The sequence below is a fragment of the Saccharothrix sp. CB00851 genome (genome assembly GCF_001905065.1).
In the GTDB taxonomy this organism is placed as follows: Bacteria; Actinomycetota; Actinomycetes; order Mycobacteriales; family Pseudonocardiaceae; genus Actinosynnema.
This window is the reverse complement of sequence record NZ_LWLC01000020.1, coordinates 91,440-111,436: the sequence shown is the minus strand read 5'-3', so window position 1 is coordinate 111,436 and position 19,997 is coordinate 91,440. Positions and strand designations below refer to the sequence as shown.

Below are 19,997 nucleotides of genomic sequence, written 5' to 3'. Positions count from 1 at the left end.
CGGGGTTCGGCCGCGCGGCGGACCGGGCGCGAGCACACTGAGGCCGTGGAAGGCAAGCGCAAGCGCGGTGAGCTGAGGATCTACCTCGGCGCGGCGCCCGGTGTCGGGAAGACGTTCGCCATGCTCGGCGAGGCCCACCGGCGCAAGTCCCGGGGCACGGACGTCGTGGTCGGCCTGGTCGAGACGCACGGCCGCGAGAACACCGCCGCCTTGCTGGACGGCCTGGACCAGCTGCCCCGCCGGCTCGACGGCGAGCTCGATGTCGACGCGCTGCTGGAACGCAAGCCCGAGGTCGCGGTCGTTGACGAGCTCGCGCACACCAACGCGGCCGGCTCGCGCAACGCCAAGCGCCGGCAGGACGTCGAAGAGCTGCTGGACGCGGGCATCGACGTGCTGTCCACGGTCAACGTGCAGCACCTCGAATCGCTCAACGACGTGGTCGAGCGGATCACCGGTGTCCGGCAGCGCGAGACCGTGCCCGACGAGGTCGTGCGGCGGGCCGAGCAGGTCGAACTGGTCGACCTCACGCCGGAAGCGCTGCGCCGCCGCCTCGCGCACGGCAACGTCTACGCCGCGCACAAGATCGACGCGGCGCTGGGCAACTACTTCCGGGTCGGCAACCTCACCGCGCTGCGCGAACTGGCCCTGCTGTGGGTGGCCGACCAGGTGGACGTGGCGCTGCAGCGCTACCGCTCCGAGCAGAGCATCACCGACACCTGGGAGACCAGGGAACGGGTCGTGGTCGCGATCAGCGGCGGCCCGGAGAGCGAGACGCTGATCCGGCGTGCCCGGCGCATCGCGGCACGCGCGGGCGCGGAGCTGATGGTCGTGCACGTCCTGCGCGGCGACGGCCTGGCCGGGGTGTCGCCGCAGCTGGTGGCCGGGTTCCGGCGGGTCACCGAGGACGTCGGTGCGACGTTCCACACCGTGGTCGGCGACGACGTGCCGACCGCGCTGCTGGACTTCGCCCGCGGCGTGAACGCCACCCAGCTCGTGCTGGGCACGTCCCGCCGGTCGCGGCTGGCCAGGGTGTTCGACGAGGGCATCGGCGCGGCGACCATCCAGGCGTCGGGGCCGATCGACGTGCACATGGTCACCCACGATGAATCCCGTCGTGGCCCGCGGTGGCGGTGGGGTGGCATGCCGCGGGCGCGGACCCGCAAGCTGCTCGGCTGGGCGCTGGCCGTGCTGCTGCCCGCGGCCGTGACCGTGATCGGGCTGCTGTGGGAGGACAGTCTGACCTCCTCGACCGACCTGCTCGGGTTCTTCCTGGTCACGGTGGTGGTCGCGCTGGTCGGCGGGTACGGGCCCGCGCTGGCGACGGCGTTCCTGGGCGCGGGGCTGCTGAACTTCTTCTTCACCCCGCCCTACTACAGCCTCGCCGTGGCGACCCCGGCGAACCTCGTCACGCTGGTCGCGATGGTGCTGGTGGCCGTGCTGGTCGCGGTGGTGGTGGACCGGGCGGCACGGTTGGCCGAGCAGGGCGCGCGGGCCCGCACCGAGGCCGCGCTGCTCGCCTCCTACGCGCGGACCGTGCTGACCAGCCCGTTCCCGCTGGCCCGGCTGCTGGAGAAGGTGCGGGAGAACTTCGGGCTGGAGTCCGTGGCGCTGCTGGAGCGGCGCGAGGGGGAGTGGGAACGGGTGGCGTGCGTCGGGCCGCGGCCGTGCGCCGAGCCGGACGACGCGGACGTGGACGTGCCCGTGACGGCGGACGTGCACCTGGCGTTGCGCGGTCGGGCGATGCCGGCGGCCGACCAGCGGGCGTTGGAGGCGGCGGCCGGTCAGGCGCTGATGGCGTTGCGGCAGCAGAGGATGGCCGCCGAGACCGCCGAGGCGCAGCGGCGCGCCGAGACCACGGAGCTGCGCACCGCGTTGCTGTCCGCCGTCGGCCACGACCTGCGCACGCCGCTGACCTCCATCAAGGCCGCGGTCGGCAGCCTGCGTGACGCGGACCTGCGACTGTCCGATGAGGACGTCTCGGAGCTGCTGGAGACCGTCGAGGTGTCCGCGGACCGGCTGACCGGCCTGGTCGACAACCTGCTCGACTCGTCCCGCCTGGCCACCGGCGCGGTCGTGCCGCAACTGCGTGCGGTGACATACGACGAGGTGGTAGCGCGCGCTCTGGCCGGTATCGATGAACGCGGCACGGTGTCCGTGGACGTGGCCGAACACCTGCCGCCCGTGCTCGCCGACCTCGGCCTGCTGGAACGCGTCGTGGCCAACGTGATCGACAACGCCCTCCGGCACGGCAGGCTCACCCCGCGCCGCCTGGTGGACGTGGACGGCGACGGCCGGATCAAGGTCGACGAACCGGAGGTCGCGGTGCGCGCCAGCGCCTACGGCGACCGGGTCGAGCTGCGGGTGGTCGACCACGGGCAAGGGCTGCCGAAGAACACCGCCGACGCGGTGTTCGCCCCGTTCCAACGCCTCGGCGACCGTGACGCCACGCCGGGCGTCGGCCTCGGGCTGAGCGTGGCGAAGGGGTTCGTGGACGCCATGGGCGGCACCATCACCGCCGAGGACACCCCCGGTGGCGGCCTGACGATCGTCCTGTCGTTCCCGATCGCCGCGGCGACGACGGCATGACCACCGTGCTGGTGGTGGACGACGACCCGCAGATCGTGCGCGCGCTGCGGATCAGCCTGACCGCCCACGGCTACCGGGTCCTCACCGCCGCGGACGGCGCCTCGGCGCTGCGCGCGGCCGACGACCACCCCGACGTGGTCGTGCTGGACCTCGGCCTGCCCGACCTCGACGGCCTCGACGTGATCACCGGCCTGCGCCGGGCCACCACCGCCCCGATCGTCGTGCTGTCCGCCCGGCTCGACTCGGCGGACAAGGTGCGCGCGCTGGACGCGGGCGCCGACGACTACGTCACCAAGCCGTTCGGCATGGAGGAGTTCCTGGCCCGGCTGCGGGCGGCCGTGCGGCGGTCGACCCGGCGCCGGGCCGGGGCCGACGAGCCGCTCGTGCGCGCCGCGTCGTTCACCGTCGACCTGACCGCGAAGAAGATCCACCGCGACGGGACCGAGGTGCATCTGACCCCGACCGAGTGGGGCCTGCTGGAGGTCCTGGTCCGGGCGGGTGGCGAGGTGCTCAGCCCGAGCCGGCTGCTCGCGGAGGTGTGGGGGCCGAACCACACGTCGGCCACCCACTACCTGCGCGTGTACCTGGTCCAGCTGCGCCGCAAGCTCGAACCGGACCCCGCCCACCCCCGGCACCTGGTCACCGAACCCGGCCGGGGCTACCGCTTCCAGCCGTGATCAGCGGCGCGGCGTGGTGGTGAGCAGGGTCCACTTCACGGCCTTGAGCGTGCCGTCGGCGGTGGTGCTCTCGCCGACGACCGTGCCCCGGTCGTTCAACGCGGTCGGCAGGCTGTGCGCGCCGCCCAGCGAACCCAGGTAGACCACCTTCCCGTTGCGCCACAGGAACGCGCGCGGCGCGTCGGGGTTGTCCGCCGACGTCCAGCCGATCACGTCACCGCGCTCGTTGATCGCGACCGCCTCGGACGGGCTGGGCACGCCCAGGTCGACCGGCTTGCCGCCGGCGGGCCACAGCACCGCCTTGCGGTCGCCGTTGAACTCCCTGGTCCAGCCGACGACGTCACCGCGCTCGTTGAGCGCCTGCTTGTTGTCGGCCACCCCGCCGTCGGTGGACAGCACCGTGACGCCCGTGCCTTCCCAGCGCAACGCCTGGGTGTCCTGGTTGCCGACGACCACACCGGCCTCGTTGATCGCCTCGACCCGGTACGTGCCGGAGCCGGGCACCTTGGCCAGCGGTTCGCACGTCGTGGAGTCCAGGCAGCGGAACGCGTGGGCGTCGCCGTTGAACATCGGCAGCTTGTTGCCCGCCACCACCCCGGCGTCGTTGATGGCGCTCAGCCACAGGTGCGGCCCGGTCAACGGCAAGGACGTGTGCTTGCCGTCGTGCCACAGGACCGCGCGCTCCTGGTGGTAGCCCGAGGACGAGCTGGGCAGCGTCATCGGCACGTCGCCGCGGTTGTTGATCGCCGACGCGATCACCCAGCCGGAGCCCGGCGTGATGTCGGTGACCTCGCCCGCGTGCCAGATCCGCGGCCGTTGGACGTACGGGCCGGTGGCGCTGACGGATTGCTGGATCAGCACCTGGCCGCCCTGGTTGAGCCCCGAGGGAATACCGGGACCGAGGTCGGTGGCGCCGCCGCCGGGCGACCAGTGCACGGTGTGCGGCGCGCCGTTGCCGGACGTGAAGCCGATGACCTGGCCGAGGTCGTTGACCGAGACCGTGCGGTGCGTGGGGTAGCCGGGGAGCCCGGGCAGTTCGGTGACGAGGACGCTCGCCTGCGCGGTGGGCGCGGTCACCAGCGGCAGGGCCACGGCCAGGGCGAAGACGGCCGCGGGCGTACGTAACTTGGGCATGGTCGCTCCAGTGCGAGATGTCCGCTGAATCGATCCGACGGTAGCCGCGGCGGGCCGGCTCCGGCGTCGGCCGGACAGCGGAATCAGGGGGAACGTCCGCGGTCCCGCACGGGCGCGGGTGCCGCGCCCGTTCCGCCGCGCGCACACCGTGCCGACGTTTCCTCGGAAAGGCGTGTGAACGGTTCGGAAAAGGCGGTCCGGGGTGTGGTGGCGCGCCCGTTGTTCACATGTATGACCAGTGCGCCGCCGATTTGTTCACAAGTATGACCGGCCCGTATTTTCCGGTGCGGGTGGCGCAGTGGTCGGTGATCACGATAGTGGGGTGGTGACCTGCGCGTTCGATTGATTCGAACCCGTCGTGGCAGGTCGCTGCGCCGAAATCCGCCGTTGACCGGGTGCGGTGAACCTCATAGCATCCGGCGAGATGGCGGTTCGTGTTCGAATGGTGCGTCTAACGCACGCGAACCCGATCGGATGCCCTGGGTGTTCCGCCGCGCACAAAAGGGGCCGCGCACGTCTTCCCGCAGAACGTCCAGAAGTGGAGTGGTCATGGGTGCACCGGAGCAGCCTGTCGTCACGCGGTGGAAAAGACCGCCCGGCATCCGCCGGGGATTGATCGCGGCGGGCGCCGTGGCCGCGTTGGCGGTCACGCTCGCGGCGTGGCCGAACGTCGCGCCGGCGGACGCCGCCGTCAGCGCGGGGACGTACACGGTCAAGAACGGGGGCAGCGGGCTGTGCCTCGACGCCCCTGGTCCGACCAGCGGCGTGCAACTCCGGCAGGAGGCGTGCGCCACCGGTGCCGACCAGGAGTGGACGCTGACCGCGGTGAGCGGCGGGTACCGGATCACGTCGGCGGTCGGCGGCCTGTGCGTCGGCGTCCGGGACGCGTCGACCAGCGCGGGCAAGGCGATCCAGCTGGAGACGTGCACCGGCGCCGCCGGCCAGACCTGGGCGGTGACGGCCAGCGGCAGCAACTACCGCGTGGTCAACACCAACGGCGGCAAGTGCATGAACATCAAGGACAACTCCACCTCCGCCGGTGCGCTGGTGCAGCAGAACTCGTGCGACAGCGTCGCCACCAAGCAGTGGACGTTCACCCCGGTGACCGGCGGACCGACCTCCACGACCACCAGCACCAGCACCAGCACCACGACGAGCACCACCACCACGACTACGACCACGACGACCACGAACCCGCCGAGTTCCGCGTTGTACGTGTCGCCGAACGGCACCGACAGCGCCGCGGGCACGGAGTCGGCACCGACGACGTTGACCTCGGCGATCAGCCGCATCACGCCCGGTGGGACGATCCTGGTGCGCGGTGGCACGTACCGCTTCGCGCAGACGGTGACCATCCCGCAGGGCAAGAACGGCACGTCGGGCGACCGCACGGAGCTGTTCGCCCACCCCGGTGAGACGCCGGTGCTGAACTTCTCCGCGCAGGCCGAGGACCCGGCCAACCGCGGCCTCGCGGTGAACGGCAACTACTGGCACGTCAAGGGCATCGTGGTCGAGCGCGCCGGTGACAACGGCATCTTCGTGGGCGGCAGCAACAACATCTTCGAGCGCACGGTGACGCGCTTCAACCGCGACACGGGCCTGCAGCTGTCGCGGATGCTGTCCACCACGCCGAAGGACCAGTGGCCGGCCAACAACCTCATCCTGAGCGCCGAGTCCCACGACAACGCCGACTCCGACGGCGAGGACGCCGACGGGTTCGCTGCGAAGCTCACCTCCGGACCGGGCAACGTGTTCCGGTACGCCGTCGCGCACAACAACATCGACGACGGCTGGGACCTCTACACCAAGACCGACACGGGCCCGATCGGGGCGGTGACCATCGAGGACTCGCTGGCCTACAAGAACGGCACGCTCAGCAACGGCGGCCAGGCGGGCAACGGCGACCGCAACGGCTACAAGCTCGGCGGCGAGGACATCGGCGTCAACCACGTCATCCGCCGCAACATCGCCTACGACAACGGCAAGCACGGCCTGACCTACAACCGCAACCTCGGCACGATGACGATTTCGAACAACCTCAGCATCGACAACGACGAGCGCAACTACACGTTCGACGGCGGGTCCTCGGTGTTCCGCAACAACACCTCGTGCCGCAGCAGCAGTGGCACGAACGACCGCATCGTCGGCAACTCCGACACGTCGAACCAGTTCTGGATGGGCACGAACGGCTCGCGGTGCGCGTCCTACTCCGGCGCGCTGGCCTGGTCCTACGCCTCCGACGGCCGCCTGGTGGTGACGCTCGGCGGCAAGCTGGTCGCCCTGTAGACCGGCGGTTGGGCGGGAACGGGCGTACGAGCCGAGCTTCGGCAGGCTCGTACGCCCGTGTCCCGTGAGCGGGACGGATGATGTTCGCCCCGGTCACCGATCGTCAGTAGGTTGCGAGGAGCAACTCGATCGGGAGGAGCACGGAGTGAGCGCCAAGGCCAGCGACGCGGTCCCGTCCGCTGACGCGTCCCGCGAGGAGGTCCACGCCTGGAACGCGGCCATCCTGGGGGAGTACCGGGCCGGTGCCGGACGTGTCGGCGGCGTGCTGACCGGCATGGACCTCCTGCTGCTGACCACGACCGGCGCGCGGACGGGCCGGCCCAGGACCGCGCCCATCACCTATTTCCGCGACGGTGCCCGCTACCTGCTGGTGGCCAGCAACTTCGGCAAGCCCCACCACCCCGACTGGTACCGCAACCTGGTGGCGAAGCCCGAGGTCACCGTGCAGGTCGACGGTGTGCGGTCCGCCGCCCGCGCGGTCGTCCTCGAGGGCGCCGAACGTGATCGCGCGTTCGACGCGGTGAGTGCGCAGTACCCGTTCTACGCGGCCTACCAGGACGGCGTGACGCGGACCATCCCGGTGGTCGCGCTGACCCCGCTCGACCGGGAGTGAGCCGTCGGCCGGAGACGCGGGCAGGTCCGGCGCGGGCACCCTCCTCGCCGTAGAGGTGCCCGCGCCGGACCGTGCTCACTGGTCGAACCTGGTGTCCCGAGCGACCTTCTCCCAGTCGCTGATCTCCGCGCGCACGGCGTCCAGGTGGCCGAGGATCGTGTCCACCGAGTCGTCGCCGAGCGGCAGCCGCAGCGGGGTGTTGTCGGCGGTCAGCGCGGTCCGGATGGCGGCGGCCGCCTTGGCCGGGTCACCGGCCTGCCCGCCGTGCCCGGTCTTGACGAAGTCCCGGGTCTTGCCCGCGCTGCCCGCGTAGGCCGGGTTCTCCTCGCTGAAGTACGCCGCGCCCGCGCCGAACAGGTTGGTGCGGAACGCCCCGGGCTCGACCACGAGCACCTTGATGCCGAACTCCGCGACCTCGTCCGCCAGCGCCTCGGACAGCCCTTCGAGGGCGAACTTCGTGCCGCTGTACGCGCCGAACCCGGCGAACGACATCTGGCCACCGACGCTGCTCAGGTTCACGATCGCGCCGGCGCGCCGGGCCCGCATCGACGGCAGCACCGCGCGAATCAGCGCGGCCGGACCGAAGAAGTGCAGGTCGAACAGGTACCGCAGCTCGGCGTCGGTGGTCTCCTCGACCGCGCCGACCTGCGTCCGGCCCGCGTTGTTCACCAGCACGTCGATCCGGCCGTGCCGGGCCAGCACGTCCGCCACCACTTCCTCGATCCGCGCGGTGTCGGTCACGTCCAGCCGCACCGGGTCCATCTGGTCGGGGTGGCGCGCCACCAGGTCGGCCAGCGTCTCCGGGCGGCGGACGGCGGCGACCACGGTGTCGCCCGCGGCGATCGCGTCCTCGGCGATCGCCCGGCCGAAGCCGCTGTTCGCGCCGGTCACCAGCCACACCTTCGGGTTGTTCGTCAACTTCACTCCCCAGTTCGCGTTGTGCGGTGTCCACTGTGCCCGGTGGGCCGTGCCGCGTCCAAGATCGGCTGTGATAGCCATTGGTTATGGACGTGCACGGACGCGACTTGAGCTACTTCGTCACCGTGGCCGAGGAACTGCACTTCACCCGGGCGGCCGCGCGGCTGTTCGTGTCCCAGCCCGCGTTGAGCAAGCAGATCCGGGTGCTGGAGCGGCAGCTCGGCGCGCCGTTGTTCGAGCGGGACCGGCGCGAGGTGCGGCTGACCGAGGTCGGCGCCGCGCTGCTGCCGCACGCCGAGCGGATCGTGGCGGAGTGGGCCCGGGCACGGGCGGCGGTCGAGTCGGCGAAGGCGGCGCGGCAAGCGACTCTGGTGGTCGGCATGAGCACCAGCCCGGGCCGTGGCCTGCTGCCCGCACTGCGGTCCAGGCTGACCGCCGAGCACCCGGACGCCAGGATCACGCTGCGCCAGGTCCGCTGGGGCGATCCGACGGTCGGCCTCGGCGACGGCTCGGCCGATGTCGGCTTCGTCTGGTTGCCGATCGCCGACGTGGACCGGTACCGCTGGGTGGTGGTCGCGCGCGAGCCGCGCCTGGTCGCGCTGCCGGCGGGCCACCGGCTGGCGGCCCGCGACCGCGTCGAGTTCGCCGAGCTGCTGGACGAGCCGTTCCTCGCGCTGCCCGAATCGGCGGGCCACGCGCGTGACCACTGGCTCGCGCTGGACGCGCGTGGCGGCCGGGAGCCGATCATCGGCGGCGAGATCGCCAGTGCCGAGGAGACCCACGAGGCCGTGGCGAACGGCGACGGCGTGGTGCTGCTGGCGGAGGGCAACGCGCCGCTGATCGCCCGGGACGACGTGGTGGTGCGGCCGGTCACCGGCGTGGCACCGTGCGAACTGGCGGTCGCCTGGCGAGCGGACGACACCCGGCCGCTCGTCGTCGGCTACGCCCGTGCGGCGGCGGACCTGGGCGCGTCCCGCGCCTGACCTCGCGGCAGGCCGGTCGTTGCGGTCGGTCGAACGGCCCGGGTCAGGTCAGCCGCTGGACCCACTCGAGGCCGAGTCGGTGTGGCTCGACCGCCCGGTCGGCCTGGATGGCGTTGTAGACGGCCCAACCCAGGGCCTCCGCCGGATCGGCAACCCGGCTCGCGGCGGTGGCCGCCAACGCGTGGGCACGGGCCACCGCCGCCCGCTCCGCGCCGGTGTCCGCGTCGCGGCGGCGGAACTCCGCCTGCAACCGCTCGACCGGGTCCGCCGGCAAGGTCCGCGGGAGGCACCGCCGCCACCGCAGGTGCAGCGCCTCCCGGTATTCCGCGTGTGCCCGCGCGAGCAGGTCCCCATCGGGCACGAGGTTGCTGTCGAACTCGACGTTCCAGTGCACGCTCGCCGCGACCGTCCCGACCGACAACGTCGCCACGACCTCTTCCTGGGCACCGTGGTAGCCGTTGTCCTCGGCCGGCAGCGTCCAGCCGTCGAGGTGGTCGGCGACCACGAGCGGCAGTTCGTCCGGGTACGCCGCGACCGACGTTGGCCCGGCGTCGGCGAGAGTCGTCGTCCATCCCGAGGGCGGCGCGTCGAAGCGGGTCAACGCCTCGGCCACGGACAGCCCGCGCACCACGGTCAGGCAGAACGCCTCCGACGGCAGCGCGCCGTCGTCGGCCAGGAGGGTGACGTAGTGGTCGACCGCATCGGGGCGCACGACGGGATCGGGTAACGACACGCGATCACCTTAGGGGCAGGGGAGTGCGGCGGGCGGACACCGGGGCCGCGGTTGGGCCGAGTGGGTAATAGCACCGCAGGTTGCGCGATCTCCGGTGCAACGCGGTGGCTCTCTGCGGTGTCCTAGTCACCGAGGGCAGTGGCGGTCGGTGAGGTACCGCCACGGTGAGGGGAGTTCACATGTCCCGCAGAACGAGGGCACCGCTGGCGTTGGGGCTGTTCGCGGCGGCGGTGATGGTCGCCGCCGGGGTCCCGTCGACGGCCGAGCCGCAGGAGCAGGGGGAACGGGCCGGTGGTGCGCGCGCCGAGGGCACGGTCACGCTGGTGACCGGTGACGTGGTCACGGTCCGCGGTGACCGGGCGCACGTGCGGCCCGGTCGCGGTCGTGCGGACGTGCGGTTCGTGCAGCGGCTCGACGAGCACGGTGACCTGCACGTGCTGCCGACCGACGTGCTGGCCGACGTGCGGTCCGGTCGGCTGGACGAGCGGCTGTTCGACGTCACGGGCCTGATCCGGGCGGGCTACGACGACCGGTCGACCCACGTCACGCCGCTGATCGTGACGTCGACCGGCCCGGCCGTGGCCGGTGAACCGCTGACCAGCATCGGCGGGTACGCGGTGAAGGTGCCGAAGGACACCGGGTTCTGGACGGGGGTGCGGGCCGCGGGGGTCGACAAGGTGTGGCTGGACGGTCCGGTCCGGGCCACGCTCGACCGCAGCGTGCCGCAGGTCGGCGCCCCGCAGGCCTGGCAGGACGGGCACACCGGCGCCGGCGCCAAGGTCGCGGTCCTGGACACCGGCGTCGACCCGACGCACCCGGACCTCGTGGGCGCCGTGGTGGAGTCGCGCAACTTCACCGACAGCCCTGACACCGACGACCGGGTCGGCCACGGCACGCACGTCGCGGCCACCATCACCGGCTCCGGCCGCTACCAGGGCGTGGCGCCGGACAGCGCCGTGCTCAACGGCAAGGTCCTCGACGACCACGGCGGCGGCTACGAGTCGGACATCATCGCGGGCATGGAGTGGGCCGTGGCGGCGGGCGCCGACGTGGTCAACATGAGCCTGGGCAGCTCGATGCGCACCGACGGCACGGACCCGATGTCGCAGGCCGTCAACCGGCTCACCAGCACCGGCGGCGCGCTGTTCGTGGTCTCGGCGGGCAACAGCGGGCCGGTCGAGCAGAGCATCGGCAGCCCGGCGGCGGCCGACCTGGCGCTCACCGTCGGCGCGGTGGACCGGTCCGACCGGCTGGCCGAGTTCTCCTCGCGCGGACCGCGCTGGGACGACGACGCGATCAAGCCGGACATCACCGCGCCGGGCGTGGACATCGTCGCGGCCAAGGCGAAGAACGGCCGCATCGGCACACCGGTCGGCGACGCGCACGTGGCGTTGTCCGGCACGTCGATGGCCTCGCCGCACGTGGCCGGAGCCGCGGCCATCCTCGCCGCGCAGCACCCGGACTGGACACCCGCGCAGCTCAAGAGCGCGCTCATGGCGAGCGCGAAGCCCAACGCCGACCTGACCGCGCACGAGCAGGGCGCGGGCCGGGTGGACGTGACCGCCGCCGTGAAGCAGTCGCTGACCGCCGAACCCGCGTCGCTGAGCCTGGGCGTGGCCCGGTGGCCGCACACCGACGACCAGCCGATCCAGGCGAAGATCGCCTACCGCAACACCGGCACCGCACCGGTGACCCTGACGCCCACCGCCGACCTGCGCGACCCGAACGGCGACCCGGCACCCGCGGGCATGGTCGCGTTCTCGCCCTCGTCGCTCACCGTGCCCGCCGGCGGTGAGGCGACGGTCCTGGTCACGGTCGACACCGCGCCGGCCGGTCCCGAGGGCCGGTACAGCGGTGCCGTCGTGGCCACCGGCGGCGCCACGCCGCTGCGCACGCCGATCGGCGTGACCAAGGAGGTCGAGAGCTACGACGTCAAGCTCACGTTCCTCGACCACACCGGCGCGCCCGCCCCGGACTACTTCTTCCGGCTCGTCGACATGGGCCACCGCAAGGCGTACCTGCAGCACGACCCGTCCGGCACGGTCATCGTCCGCGTGCCGAAGGGCACGTTCTACGCCGACGCGTTCATCCAGACCCGGGCGACCGGGCAGTTGACCCAGGTGCTGGAGCCCAGCCTCACGATCACCGGTCCCGCCGAGTTCGTGTTCGACGCCCGCGCGGGCAAGCCGCTCGCCCTGTCGGTGGACGAGCCGGACGCGGAGGCCGGGTACACCGAGGTGTTCTTCAGCCGGACGGCGTCGTGGGGCGAGACGGGCAACGGGTTCATCGGGTTCCGGCCGGAGGACGTGCTGTTCGTGCCGTCGAAGACGTCCGCGCCGGGTGCGGCGACCTTCGAGGTCGCCGGGCGGCTCGCCAAGCCCGACGGCAACGACTCGTTCGTCGGCAGCCCGTACCAGTACTCGGTCGCCTGGCGGCACGACGGCGCGGTGCCCGACCGGCTCGACCGCGCGTTCCACCGCCGTGACCTGGTGAAGGTCAAGTCGCTGGTCGCCTCGGCCGGACCGGGCACGACCGGGTTCCGCGACCAGATGGCGGGCGGTCCGCTGCCGCTGGAGATCACCGAGTACTACACGCCCGGCATCGGCTGGTACGGCAACTTCCTGCAGATGCCCGAGCCGCAGGCGTTCCCGCCGCAGAGCAACCAGGGGACCGGGCTGCCGCGCACGTTCACCGCGGGCCGCACGGTCTCCGAGAAGTGGAACGCGGCGGTGTTCGGACCGGCCTTCCCGATGACGAACCGCGCCTACGAGTGGGCGGGGCGGCTCGGCGACGAGGTCGTGATCTCGCTGCCGATGTTCAGCGACCAGGACCCGAACCACTACGGGTTCTCCGACGTCACGGCGGCGAAGACGACGCTGCACCGCGACGGCGTGCTGCTCGCCGAGTCGCCCTACGACGGGTACGTGACGGGCGTGGTGCCCGCGGGCAAGGGCACCTACCGGCTGCACACCGAGGCGGAGCGGTCCGGCGTGGCCGAGCTGTCCACCCGGGTGGCGGCGGACTGGTCGTTCACCTCCGAGCACGTCGCCGGCGAGGACCCGGCGGCCCTGCCGCTGCTCGCGGTGCGGTTCGCGCCGTCGCTGGACGCCGAGAACCGGACGGCGGCGGGACGGCCGTTCACGATCCCGGTGTACGTGCAGCGCAACGGCGTGACCGGCGCCCGGGGCGTGGCCAAGCCCGCCGTGCAGGTGTCGTTCGACGACGGCGCGACGTGGCGGCCCGCGCCGCTGGTCAAGGTCGGCGAGCGCTGGCTGGCGGCGGTCGTGCACCCGGCCGGGGCGAAGTTCGTCTCGCTCAAGGCACAGGCCCGTGACGCCGCGGGCAACACGGTCGACCAGACGATCATCCGGGCCTACGGCCTGAAGTGATCGACCCTCGGACGCGCCCGGTCACCGGCCGGGCGCGTCCAACGGGTTGTTCGCCAACCGCTGCGCCCAGCCGTCGCGCATCAGTGCGGCGGCCGCGCAGCGGGGTTTGCGCTCGGCCTGGTCCTCGGCGCGGCGCAGGAACGCGTCGGCGAAGCCCAGCCGCGGGTACCGGGTCACGACGTCGTCCTTGACCTGCTCGGGGAACCGGTCGAGGCCGCGGCCCGACACGTCGGCGCTGACCGCGACCTGCAACAGGTGGCTCTCCGGGTCGTCCCCGGCGGGCACGTCGTCGCGCATGTGCAGCACGATGACCTCCGCCACCCGGTCGCGCCGCGCCCGTCCCCACCCGGCGCCGGCCGCGAACACCCACGCCACGTGCCCGCCCGCCTCCTCGAACGGCAACGCGTGGTTGTCGAACGCCGGGGTGAGCGCGAGGTCGTGCAGGAGCGCGGCGACGTACAGCAGCTCACCGTCGTAGGCGATGTCCTCGATGGAGGCGTACGCGGCGGCCCACGAGTAGGCGCGCAACGAGTGGTTCAGCAGCCAGGGCTCGGCGTACTCGTGGCACACCTCCAGCGCGGCGGCGGAGGCCTTCGAGTCGGGCCGGGTGAAGATGAAGTCCACGTCGTGCAGCCTAGGGTGACGCCGGTCGGCTACGACACCGCGCCGTCGGCGACCAGGCCCGCCAGGATCGCCTCGCCGACCGCGGTCAGCGCCGACTGGGGCCGGATCATCACGGTGAACGTGCCGATCCGGCCGTCCTCGTCCAGTTCGATCAGGTCGATGCCCTCGACCTGCCTGCCGTTCACCACGGTGCGGAAGTGCAGCACGTGGCCGTTGGGCCCGTCGTACTGGCCGACGTACCGGAAGTCCTCGAACGTCCGCTGCAGCACGCGGAACAGCGAGCGCACCGCGTCGATTCCCTCGAACGGCTGAAACTTGACGGGGCTGTGCAGGGTGATGTCGTCGCTGAAGAACTCCGTCGCGCCGACGATGTCGTCCGCCTCGACAGCCGCCTTGAACCGCAGTGCCGCGTTCATCCGTGCCTCCTGGTCGAATCCGTCAGATCGTGGCCGCGAGCCGCGTGCCCTGGTCGATGGCGCGTTTGGCGTCGAGCTCCGCCGCCACGTCCGCGCCGCCGATGACGTGCGTGACGACGCCACGCCCGGCGAGCTCGTCCACCAGGTCGCGCACCGACTCCTGGCCCGCGCACACCACCACCGTGTCGACGTCGAGCACCCGCGGCCGTTCGCGCTCGGGTCCGAACGTGATGTGCAGGCCCGCGTCGTCGATCCGCTCGTAGTTCACGCCGGTCACCTGCTCGACGCCCTTGGCCGCCAGCGCCGCCCGGTGCACCCAGCCGGTGGTCTTGCCCAGGCCCTTGCCGATCCGGGACGCCTTGCGCTGCAACAGGTACACCTGCCGCGCGGCCTTGGCGGGCTTCGGCGCGGTGACGCCGCCGCGCACCAGTTCGGGATCCGTGACGCCCCACTCGGCACGCCACTCGGCCACGTCGAGCGCGGGGGAGGAGGCGTGGGTGAGGAACTCGGTGACGTCCACCCCGATGCCGCCCGCGCCGATCACCGCCACCCGGTCGCCGACCGGCGCGCCGTGCCGCACCACGTCCACATAGGACAGCGCGCGCTCCACGCCGGGGATGGCGGGCACGCGTGGCGTGACGCCGGTGGCGATGACGACCTCGTCGAAGTCGGCCACGTCGTCGGCGGTGACCCGGGTGCCGAGGTGCAGCTTGACCCCGGTCAGCTCGATCCGCCGCCGGTAGTAGCGGATCGTCTCGGCGAACTCCTCCTTGCCCGGGATGCGCCGGGCGATGGCGAACTGGCCGCCGATGTCGTCGTCGGCCTCGAACAGCTCCACCGCGTGCCCGCGCTCGGCCAGCGCGGTCGCCGCCGCCAGCCCCGCCGGACCCGCGCCGACCACCGCGACCCGCTTGGCGCGGCGGGTCGGGAGTAGGCGCAGCGTGACCTCGTTGCCCGCGCGCGGGTTGACCATGCACGAGGCCTTCTTCAACGAGAACGTGTGGTCCAGGCACGCCTGGTTGCACGCGATGCACGTGTTGATCTCGTCGGCCCGGCCGGTCTCGGCCTTGCGCACCCAGTCCGGGTCGGCCAGGAACGGGCGCGCCATCGACACCATGTCCGCGTCACCGCGCGCCAGCACCTCCTCGGCGACCTCCGGCATGTTGATCCGGTTCGAGGTGACCACCGGGATGCCGACGTGCGGGCGCAGCTTGGCGGTGACGTTCGTGAACGCCGCACGCGGTACGGACGTGACGATCGTCGGCACGCGTGCCTCGTGCCACCCGATGCCGGTGTTGACGATCGTCGCACCGGCCGCCTCGACCTCCCGGCCGAGCGCGACCACCTCGTCCCACGTCTGGCCGTCCTCGACCAGGTCGATCATCGACAGCCGGTAGATGATGATGAAGTCCGGACCGGCGGCCTCGCGGCACCGGCGCACGATCTCGACCGCGACGCGCCGCCGGTTCTCCGCGCTGCCGCCCCAGCGGTCGGTGCGCTTGTTCGTGCGCGGCGCCAGGAACTGGTTGATGAAGTAGCCCTCGGAGCCCATGATCTCGACGCCGTCGTAGCCCGCCTCACGGGCCAGCGCCGTGGCGCGGGCGAACGCGTCGATCTGGGCGCGCACGCCCCGGTCCGACAGCGCGCGGGGGCGGAACTTGCTGATCGGGGACTTGAGCGCGGACGCGGACACGCTCAACGGGTGGTAGGCGTACCGGCCCGCGTGCAGCAGCTGGAGGGCGATCTTGCCGTCGTGCTCGTGCACGGCCTGCGTGATGACGCGGTGGTCGCGCGCTTCGCGGTGCGTGGTGAGCTTGGAGGCGAACGGGTAGAGCGAGCCCGTCCAACTGGGCGAGAAACCGCCGGTGACGATGAGACCGACGCCGCCGCGCGCCCGTTCGGCGAAGTAGGCGGCCAGCGCGTCGAAGTCCTTGGCGCGGTCCTCGTTGCCGGTGTGCATGGAGCCCATGAGGACCCGGTTGCGCAGGGTGGTGAAGCCCAGGTCCAAGGGCTGGAGCAGGGTGGGGTACGCGGTCATCGCCGATCGTCCTCTCGCATCGCGGCCAGCACCTCGTCGCACCACTCGACCAGCGCCCGCTCGGCCCGGATGCCGCCGCGCAGGACCAGGTACTGGTGCAGCCGCCGGCCGGACAGGGCCGACGGGTCCGGGAAGTCCTTCTTCTCGATGGCGAGGTAGACGTCGAGGCGTTCGGCGTGCAGGTCGCGGTGCCGGGCGATCTCGCCGGTCAACGCGGCGGCGTCACCCAGCGACGCGCCGCGGATCTTCACCGACAGGTCGTGCCGGATGGTCTCCGGCTCGCCGGGTGAGGCCAGCCAGCGGGCCAGCTCCGCCCGGCCCGCCTCGGCGACCTCGTAGACCTTCTTGTCCGGGCGGCCCTCCTGGGCGACCTCGTGGCACGACACCCAGCCCAGCTCCACCATGCGCTTGAGCGTGCGGTAGATCTGCTGGTGGGTGGCGGCCCAGAAGAAGCCGATGGACTTCTCGAACCGCTGGGCCAACTCGTAGCCCGAGCCCGAGCGCTCGTCCAGCGACACGAGGATCGCGTGCTCCAACGCCATGCCGGTGACGGTAGCTGTGCAACGAGGTGCAGTGCAACTAGTTGCATAGCCGCGCGGAGCGGACTCCCGGCGGCGGGCGCTCCGCGTCCGACCCGATCCGCCGGGAGCCCGTCCTACCGCGAGGACCCGGGTGTCACATGTCCGCGACGCAGGTGCTCGCCACGTAGCCGTCGATGCCGACGTCACCGCGGAAGTCGATCGGGATCCAGCCGTTGGCGTTGCTGGTGCCGCACGCGGTGTACCGGCCACCGGTTTCCACCGGGTAGCAGGACAGCTTGTCGTCGCGGTACACGGTCTTGAGGATGTCGTAGTTGGTGCCCTTGCCTGCCCGCACGTTCAACTTGTTGGTGGTGACCCGCACGTAGTCGTAGTCGGCGCAGGTGGCCGCGGGCCGCGGCGCCTGCCGGTCGGACACCGGTTCCGCGCCGGCGACGCCTCCGAACGTCACGCAGCCGAACAGCGCCGCCCCGATGGCGATCACGGACTTCACCTTGTTCATGGTTACCGCCTTGTTCGATGACTGGTGGGCCCGGCGGGGGACCTGGGGAGCGGGTCGGCCACGGCGTCGGTGTTGCCGAACGTGGTGGTCGCCGCCCCGGTGCTCACGATGGGGCACCCATGGTGTGAACCTCTTGCAGAGTTCCTGCATCGCGCTGGTGGAGCCGCTATTCCTGGTGTGGGGAGGTCTCGGTGCACGGGGGGGCTGCGCGAACTGCACCGGCGGGTCCTGGCCGGCGATACCGCCCTCACCACGCCGACCGCCTCGGCGGAACCCGTGGTGCCGCGCCAACTGCCGGCCGCGCCGTCGCCGTTCGTCGGCCGCCGCGACGAACTGGACCGCCTCGACGCCATGAGCACGGCCGCCACGGTGGGCATCGCCGCCATCGTCGGTCCCGGTGGCATCGGCAAGACGTGGTTGGCGCTGCACTGGGCGCACCGCAACCTCGACCGGTTCCCGGACGGCCAGCTGTTCGTGGACCTCGGCGGTGCGGGAGGGTCACCCATGGACCCGGTGGTGGCGGTGCGCGGGTTCCTCGACGCGCTCGGCGTCGGCCCTGACCGGCAGCCGGCCGACCCGCACGCCCAAACCGCCCTGTTCCGCACCCTGGTGGCGCGCAGACGGGTGCTACTGGTGCTCGACAACGCCGCCGACACCGGCCAGGTCGTGCCGCTGCTGCCCGGCGGACGAACCTGCGCGGCGGTGGTGACCAGCCGCGACAGCCTGCCCGGGCTGATCATCGGGCACGGCGCCCGGCACGTGCCGCTGGACGTGCTGTCGGCCGCCGAAGCCCGTGCGTTCCTGACCGAGCGCCTCGGTGCCGTCCGGGTGCGGGAGGAGCCGGCGGCGGTCGAGGAGCTGGTGGAGCTGTGCGGCGGGTTCCCCCTGGCCTTGGGCGTCACGGCGGGGCACGCCTGCACCCGCCCGTGCCTGTCCCTGAGCGCGTTCGCCGCCGAACTGCGCGAACTCGGACCGACCGCACTGGAGAACCACGATCCCGCGGCCGGCGCGCACACCGTCCTGACCTGGTCCCATCGCAGGCTCACCCGGGCGGAGGCTCGCCTGTGCGCGCTGCCCGCCCTGGCCCGTCCCGCACCGGACTTCCGCTCCCGGACACCGGGGCGCCGCGGCGCGACCCGGAACAGGTACCGCTGACGCCGGTCAGCCCGCCGTGCCGGAGCGGGCGTGTACCAGCACGTCGAGGCCGTCCAGGATCCGGTTCAGGCCGAACTCCCAGCCGTTGTCCCGTGGCGCGCCGTTGGTCGACCGCGCCGCTTGGTGCAGCGCGGGGAAGCGGTCGCGGTGCTCGTGCAGGATCGTCCGCAGCTGCTTCTGCGCCGTCCACGGCTGCGTGCCCGCGGTCGCGGCCGACTGCGTGTTGCGGATGTGCCCGCTGAGCAGGAACACCGCGTCCATCCGCTCGCCGCCGTCCAGGCCGGTGCCTTCGAGCGCGGCCACCGCGGACTCCGTCCAGCCGACTTCACGTGGACCGGTCAGGCGCTCGCCCGTGGTCGCGGCGGGCAGCCACGGGTGGCGCTGCCACGTCTCCCGCATCAGGTCGGCCCACCGGACCAGCCTCGGCCGCCACCCGCCCGGCACCGCACCCAGGTCGGGCGGCTCGCCGACGGCCGACTCGATCATCACCGCGACCAGTTCCGCCTTGCTCGCCACGTGCCGGTACAGCGCCATCTTCGTGACGTCCAACCGGCCCGCGACCTGCTGCATCGAGACCGCCGCCATGCCTTCCGCGTCGGCCACCTCGATCGCCGCGGCGGCGATGCGGTCGACGGTGAGCGCGAGCCTGGCCGGCCGTGCGGGCTTGTCCCGCGAACCCCACAGCAAGTCCGCCCGGTCCTCGCTCGCCATCCGCTCACCGCTTCCGAAATCGGGGGTTGCTCGTGTTGTCGATCTGTGTCTATCGTACACCCAGTGTCCGACGGACACACAAGTATCCGCAGGACACGCCCGTGTCCGCCGCGCCAAATGGGGGCTTCAAGCCATGTCCGTGAAGATCTTCGTCAACCTGCCGGTGACGGACCTGACCAAGTCGATCGAGTTCTTCGCCGCGCTCGGCTTCGCGCACAACCCGCAGTTCACCGACGAGAACGCGTCCTGCGTCGTGTTCAGCGACACCGTCTACGCGATGCTGGTGACCAAGCCGTTCTTCAAGACGTTCACCACGAAGGAGATCGCCGACTCGGCCACGACGACCGAGGCGATCGTCGCGCTGTCGCTGGACAGCCGCGAGCAGGTCGACGAGGTGGCGGACAAGGCGCTGGCCGCGGGCGGCGGGTTCGTCCGGGAGGCCGAGGACCACGGCTTCATGTACGGCCGCAGCTTCGAGGACCTCGACGGCCACCTGTGGAACCTGTTCTGGATGGACGAGTCCGCCGCGTAGCGATCAGTCGCCCCGGGGTGGACGCGGTGGGCCGGCCGGGTGCCGGCCCACCGCCTCGTTCAGCCGACGCCGCGCCGGGCGCGCGGCTCGCGGCGCGCCCGGTGGCGGTCGCGACGCCGTGCTTCGCGGCGGGAGTGACCGCGCGGCAGCGGAGTGCAGGG

General features: G+C 72.3%; 17 protein-coding genes. 8 read left to right on the top strand and 9 right to left on the bottom strand.

The window, feature by feature from the left end:
- Positions 1-45 precede the first annotated feature (45 nt).
- Together A6A25_RS20415 and A6A25_RS20410 are read left to right on the top strand one after the other, a co-directional pair.
- A complete protein-coding gene (locus A6A25_RS20415; RefSeq protein ID WP_073892308.1) occupies positions 46-2,586 on the top strand; it encodes a DUF4118 domain-containing protein in 2,541 nt (846 codons plus the stop codon).
- A complete protein-coding gene (locus A6A25_RS20410; protein WP_073892307.1) occupies positions 2,583-3,263 on the top strand; it encodes a response regulator in 681 nt (226 codons plus the stop codon). Before A6A25_RS20415 ends, A6A25_RS20410 begins: the two co-directional genes overlap by 4 nt.
- Here A6A25_RS20410 and A6A25_RS20405 read toward each other — a convergent pair whose 3' ends face one another.
- A complete protein-coding gene (locus A6A25_RS20405; protein WP_073892306.1) occupies positions 3,264-4,397 on the bottom strand; it encodes a hypothetical protein in 1,134 nt (377 codons plus the stop codon).
- Between the two features lie 549 nt (positions 4,398-4,946).
- On the opposite strand from A6A25_RS20405, the gene A6A25_RS20400 reads away from it, so the two are divergent.
- Positions 4,947-6,683, top strand: coding sequence for an RICIN domain-containing protein (locus tag A6A25_RS20400; protein ID WP_073892305.1), 1,737 nt, complete (start codon positions 4,947-4,949; stop codon positions 6,681-6,683).
- Positions 6,684-6,828: 145 nt separating this feature from the next.
- The gene (locus A6A25_RS20395; RefSeq protein ID WP_073892304.1) at positions 6,829-7,296 is read left to right on the top strand and encodes a nitroreductase family deazaflavin-dependent oxidoreductase; all 468 of its coding nucleotides are present in this window, start codon (positions 6,829-6,831) and stop codon (positions 7,294-7,296) included.
- A gap of 75 nt (positions 7,297-7,371) precedes the next feature.
- Here A6A25_RS20395 and A6A25_RS20390 read toward each other — a convergent pair whose 3' ends face one another.
- Positions 7,372-8,214 carry an oxidoreductase gene (locus tag A6A25_RS20390; RefSeq protein WP_073892367.1) on the bottom strand — a complete coding sequence of 281 codons (843 nt, stop codon included), beginning with the start codon at positions 8,212-8,214 and terminating at the stop codon, positions 7,372-7,374.
- Between the two features lie 86 nt (positions 8,215-8,300).
- On the opposite strand from A6A25_RS20390, the gene A6A25_RS20385 reads away from it, so the two are divergent.
- Positions 8,301-9,197 carry a LysR family transcriptional regulator gene (locus tag A6A25_RS20385; protein WP_073892303.1) on the top strand — a complete coding sequence of 299 codons (897 nt, stop codon included), beginning with the start codon at positions 8,301-8,303 and terminating at the stop codon, positions 9,195-9,197.
- A gap of 43 nt (positions 9,198-9,240) precedes the next feature.
- Here A6A25_RS20385 and A6A25_RS20380 read toward each other — a convergent pair whose 3' ends face one another.
- Positions 9,241-9,930: a DUF6461 domain-containing protein gene (locus A6A25_RS20380; RefSeq protein WP_143193293.1), complete on the bottom strand. Its 690-nt coding sequence runs from the start codon at positions 9,928-9,930 to the stop codon at positions 9,241-9,243.
- 179 nt (positions 9,931-10,109) lie between these two features.
- Between A6A25_RS20380 and A6A25_RS20375 the strand changes: the two genes are divergently transcribed.
- Positions 10,110-13,319, top strand: coding sequence for a S8 family serine peptidase (locus tag A6A25_RS20375; protein ID WP_073892301.1), 3,210 nt, complete (start codon positions 10,110-10,112; stop codon positions 13,317-13,319).
- A gap of 21 nt (positions 13,320-13,340) precedes the next feature.
- Here A6A25_RS20375 and A6A25_RS20370 read toward each other — a convergent pair whose 3' ends face one another.
- The 5 genes from A6A25_RS20370 to A6A25_RS20350 form a co-directional block, all read right to left on the bottom strand.
- Positions 13,341-13,943 (bottom strand): HD domain-containing protein, encoded by a 603-nt coding sequence (locus A6A25_RS20370; protein WP_083668495.1) that lies wholly within the window; start codon positions 13,941-13,943, stop codon positions 13,341-13,343.
- A 29-nt stretch (positions 13,944-13,972) separates the two neighbouring features.
- On the bottom strand, positions 13,973-14,359 hold the full coding sequence (locus A6A25_RS20365; RefSeq protein WP_073892300.1) for a nuclear transport factor 2 family protein: 387 nt from the start codon (positions 14,357-14,359) through the stop codon (positions 13,973-13,975).
- A 22-nt stretch (positions 14,360-14,381) separates the two neighbouring features.
- The gene (locus tag A6A25_RS20360; protein ID WP_073892299.1) at positions 14,382-16,397 is read right to left on the bottom strand and encodes an NADPH-dependent 2,4-dienoyl-CoA reductase; all 2,016 of its coding nucleotides are present in this window, start codon (positions 16,395-16,397) and stop codon (positions 14,382-14,384) included.
- Complete coding sequence (locus A6A25_RS20355) at positions 16,394-16,939, bottom strand: PadR family transcriptional regulator (protein ID WP_073892298.1); 546 nt, start codon at positions 16,937-16,939, stop codon at positions 16,394-16,396. The genes A6A25_RS20360 and A6A25_RS20355 overlap by 4 nt, the downstream gene beginning before the upstream one ends.
- 133 nt (positions 16,940-17,072) lie before the next feature.
- The gene (locus tag A6A25_RS20350) at positions 17,073-17,438 is read right to left on the bottom strand and encodes a hypothetical protein (RefSeq protein WP_073892297.1); all 366 of its coding nucleotides are present in this window, start codon (positions 17,436-17,438) and stop codon (positions 17,073-17,075) included.
- A 177-nt stretch (positions 17,439-17,615) separates the two neighbouring features.
- On the opposite strand from A6A25_RS20350, the gene A6A25_RS20345 reads away from it, so the two are divergent.
- Positions 17,616-18,593 carry an NB-ARC domain-containing protein gene (locus A6A25_RS20345; RefSeq protein WP_073892296.1) on the top strand — a complete coding sequence of 326 codons (978 nt, stop codon included), beginning with the start codon at positions 17,616-17,618 and terminating at the stop codon, positions 18,591-18,593.
- Between the two features lie 6 nt (positions 18,594-18,599).
- Here the strand turns inward: A6A25_RS20345 and A6A25_RS20340 are convergent, their stop codons facing one another.
- Positions 18,600-19,304 (bottom strand): TetR/AcrR family transcriptional regulator, encoded by a 705-nt coding sequence (locus tag A6A25_RS20340; RefSeq protein ID WP_073892295.1) that lies wholly within the window; start codon positions 19,302-19,304, stop codon positions 18,600-18,602.
- Between the two features lie 133 nt (positions 19,305-19,437).
- On the opposite strand from A6A25_RS20340, the gene A6A25_RS20335 reads away from it, so the two are divergent.
- Entirely contained in the window at positions 19,438-19,836 is a 399-nt protein-coding gene (locus tag A6A25_RS20335; RefSeq protein WP_073892294.1) for a VOC family protein, read from the top strand.
- The last annotated feature ends 161 nt before the right edge of the window (positions 19,837-19,997 follow it).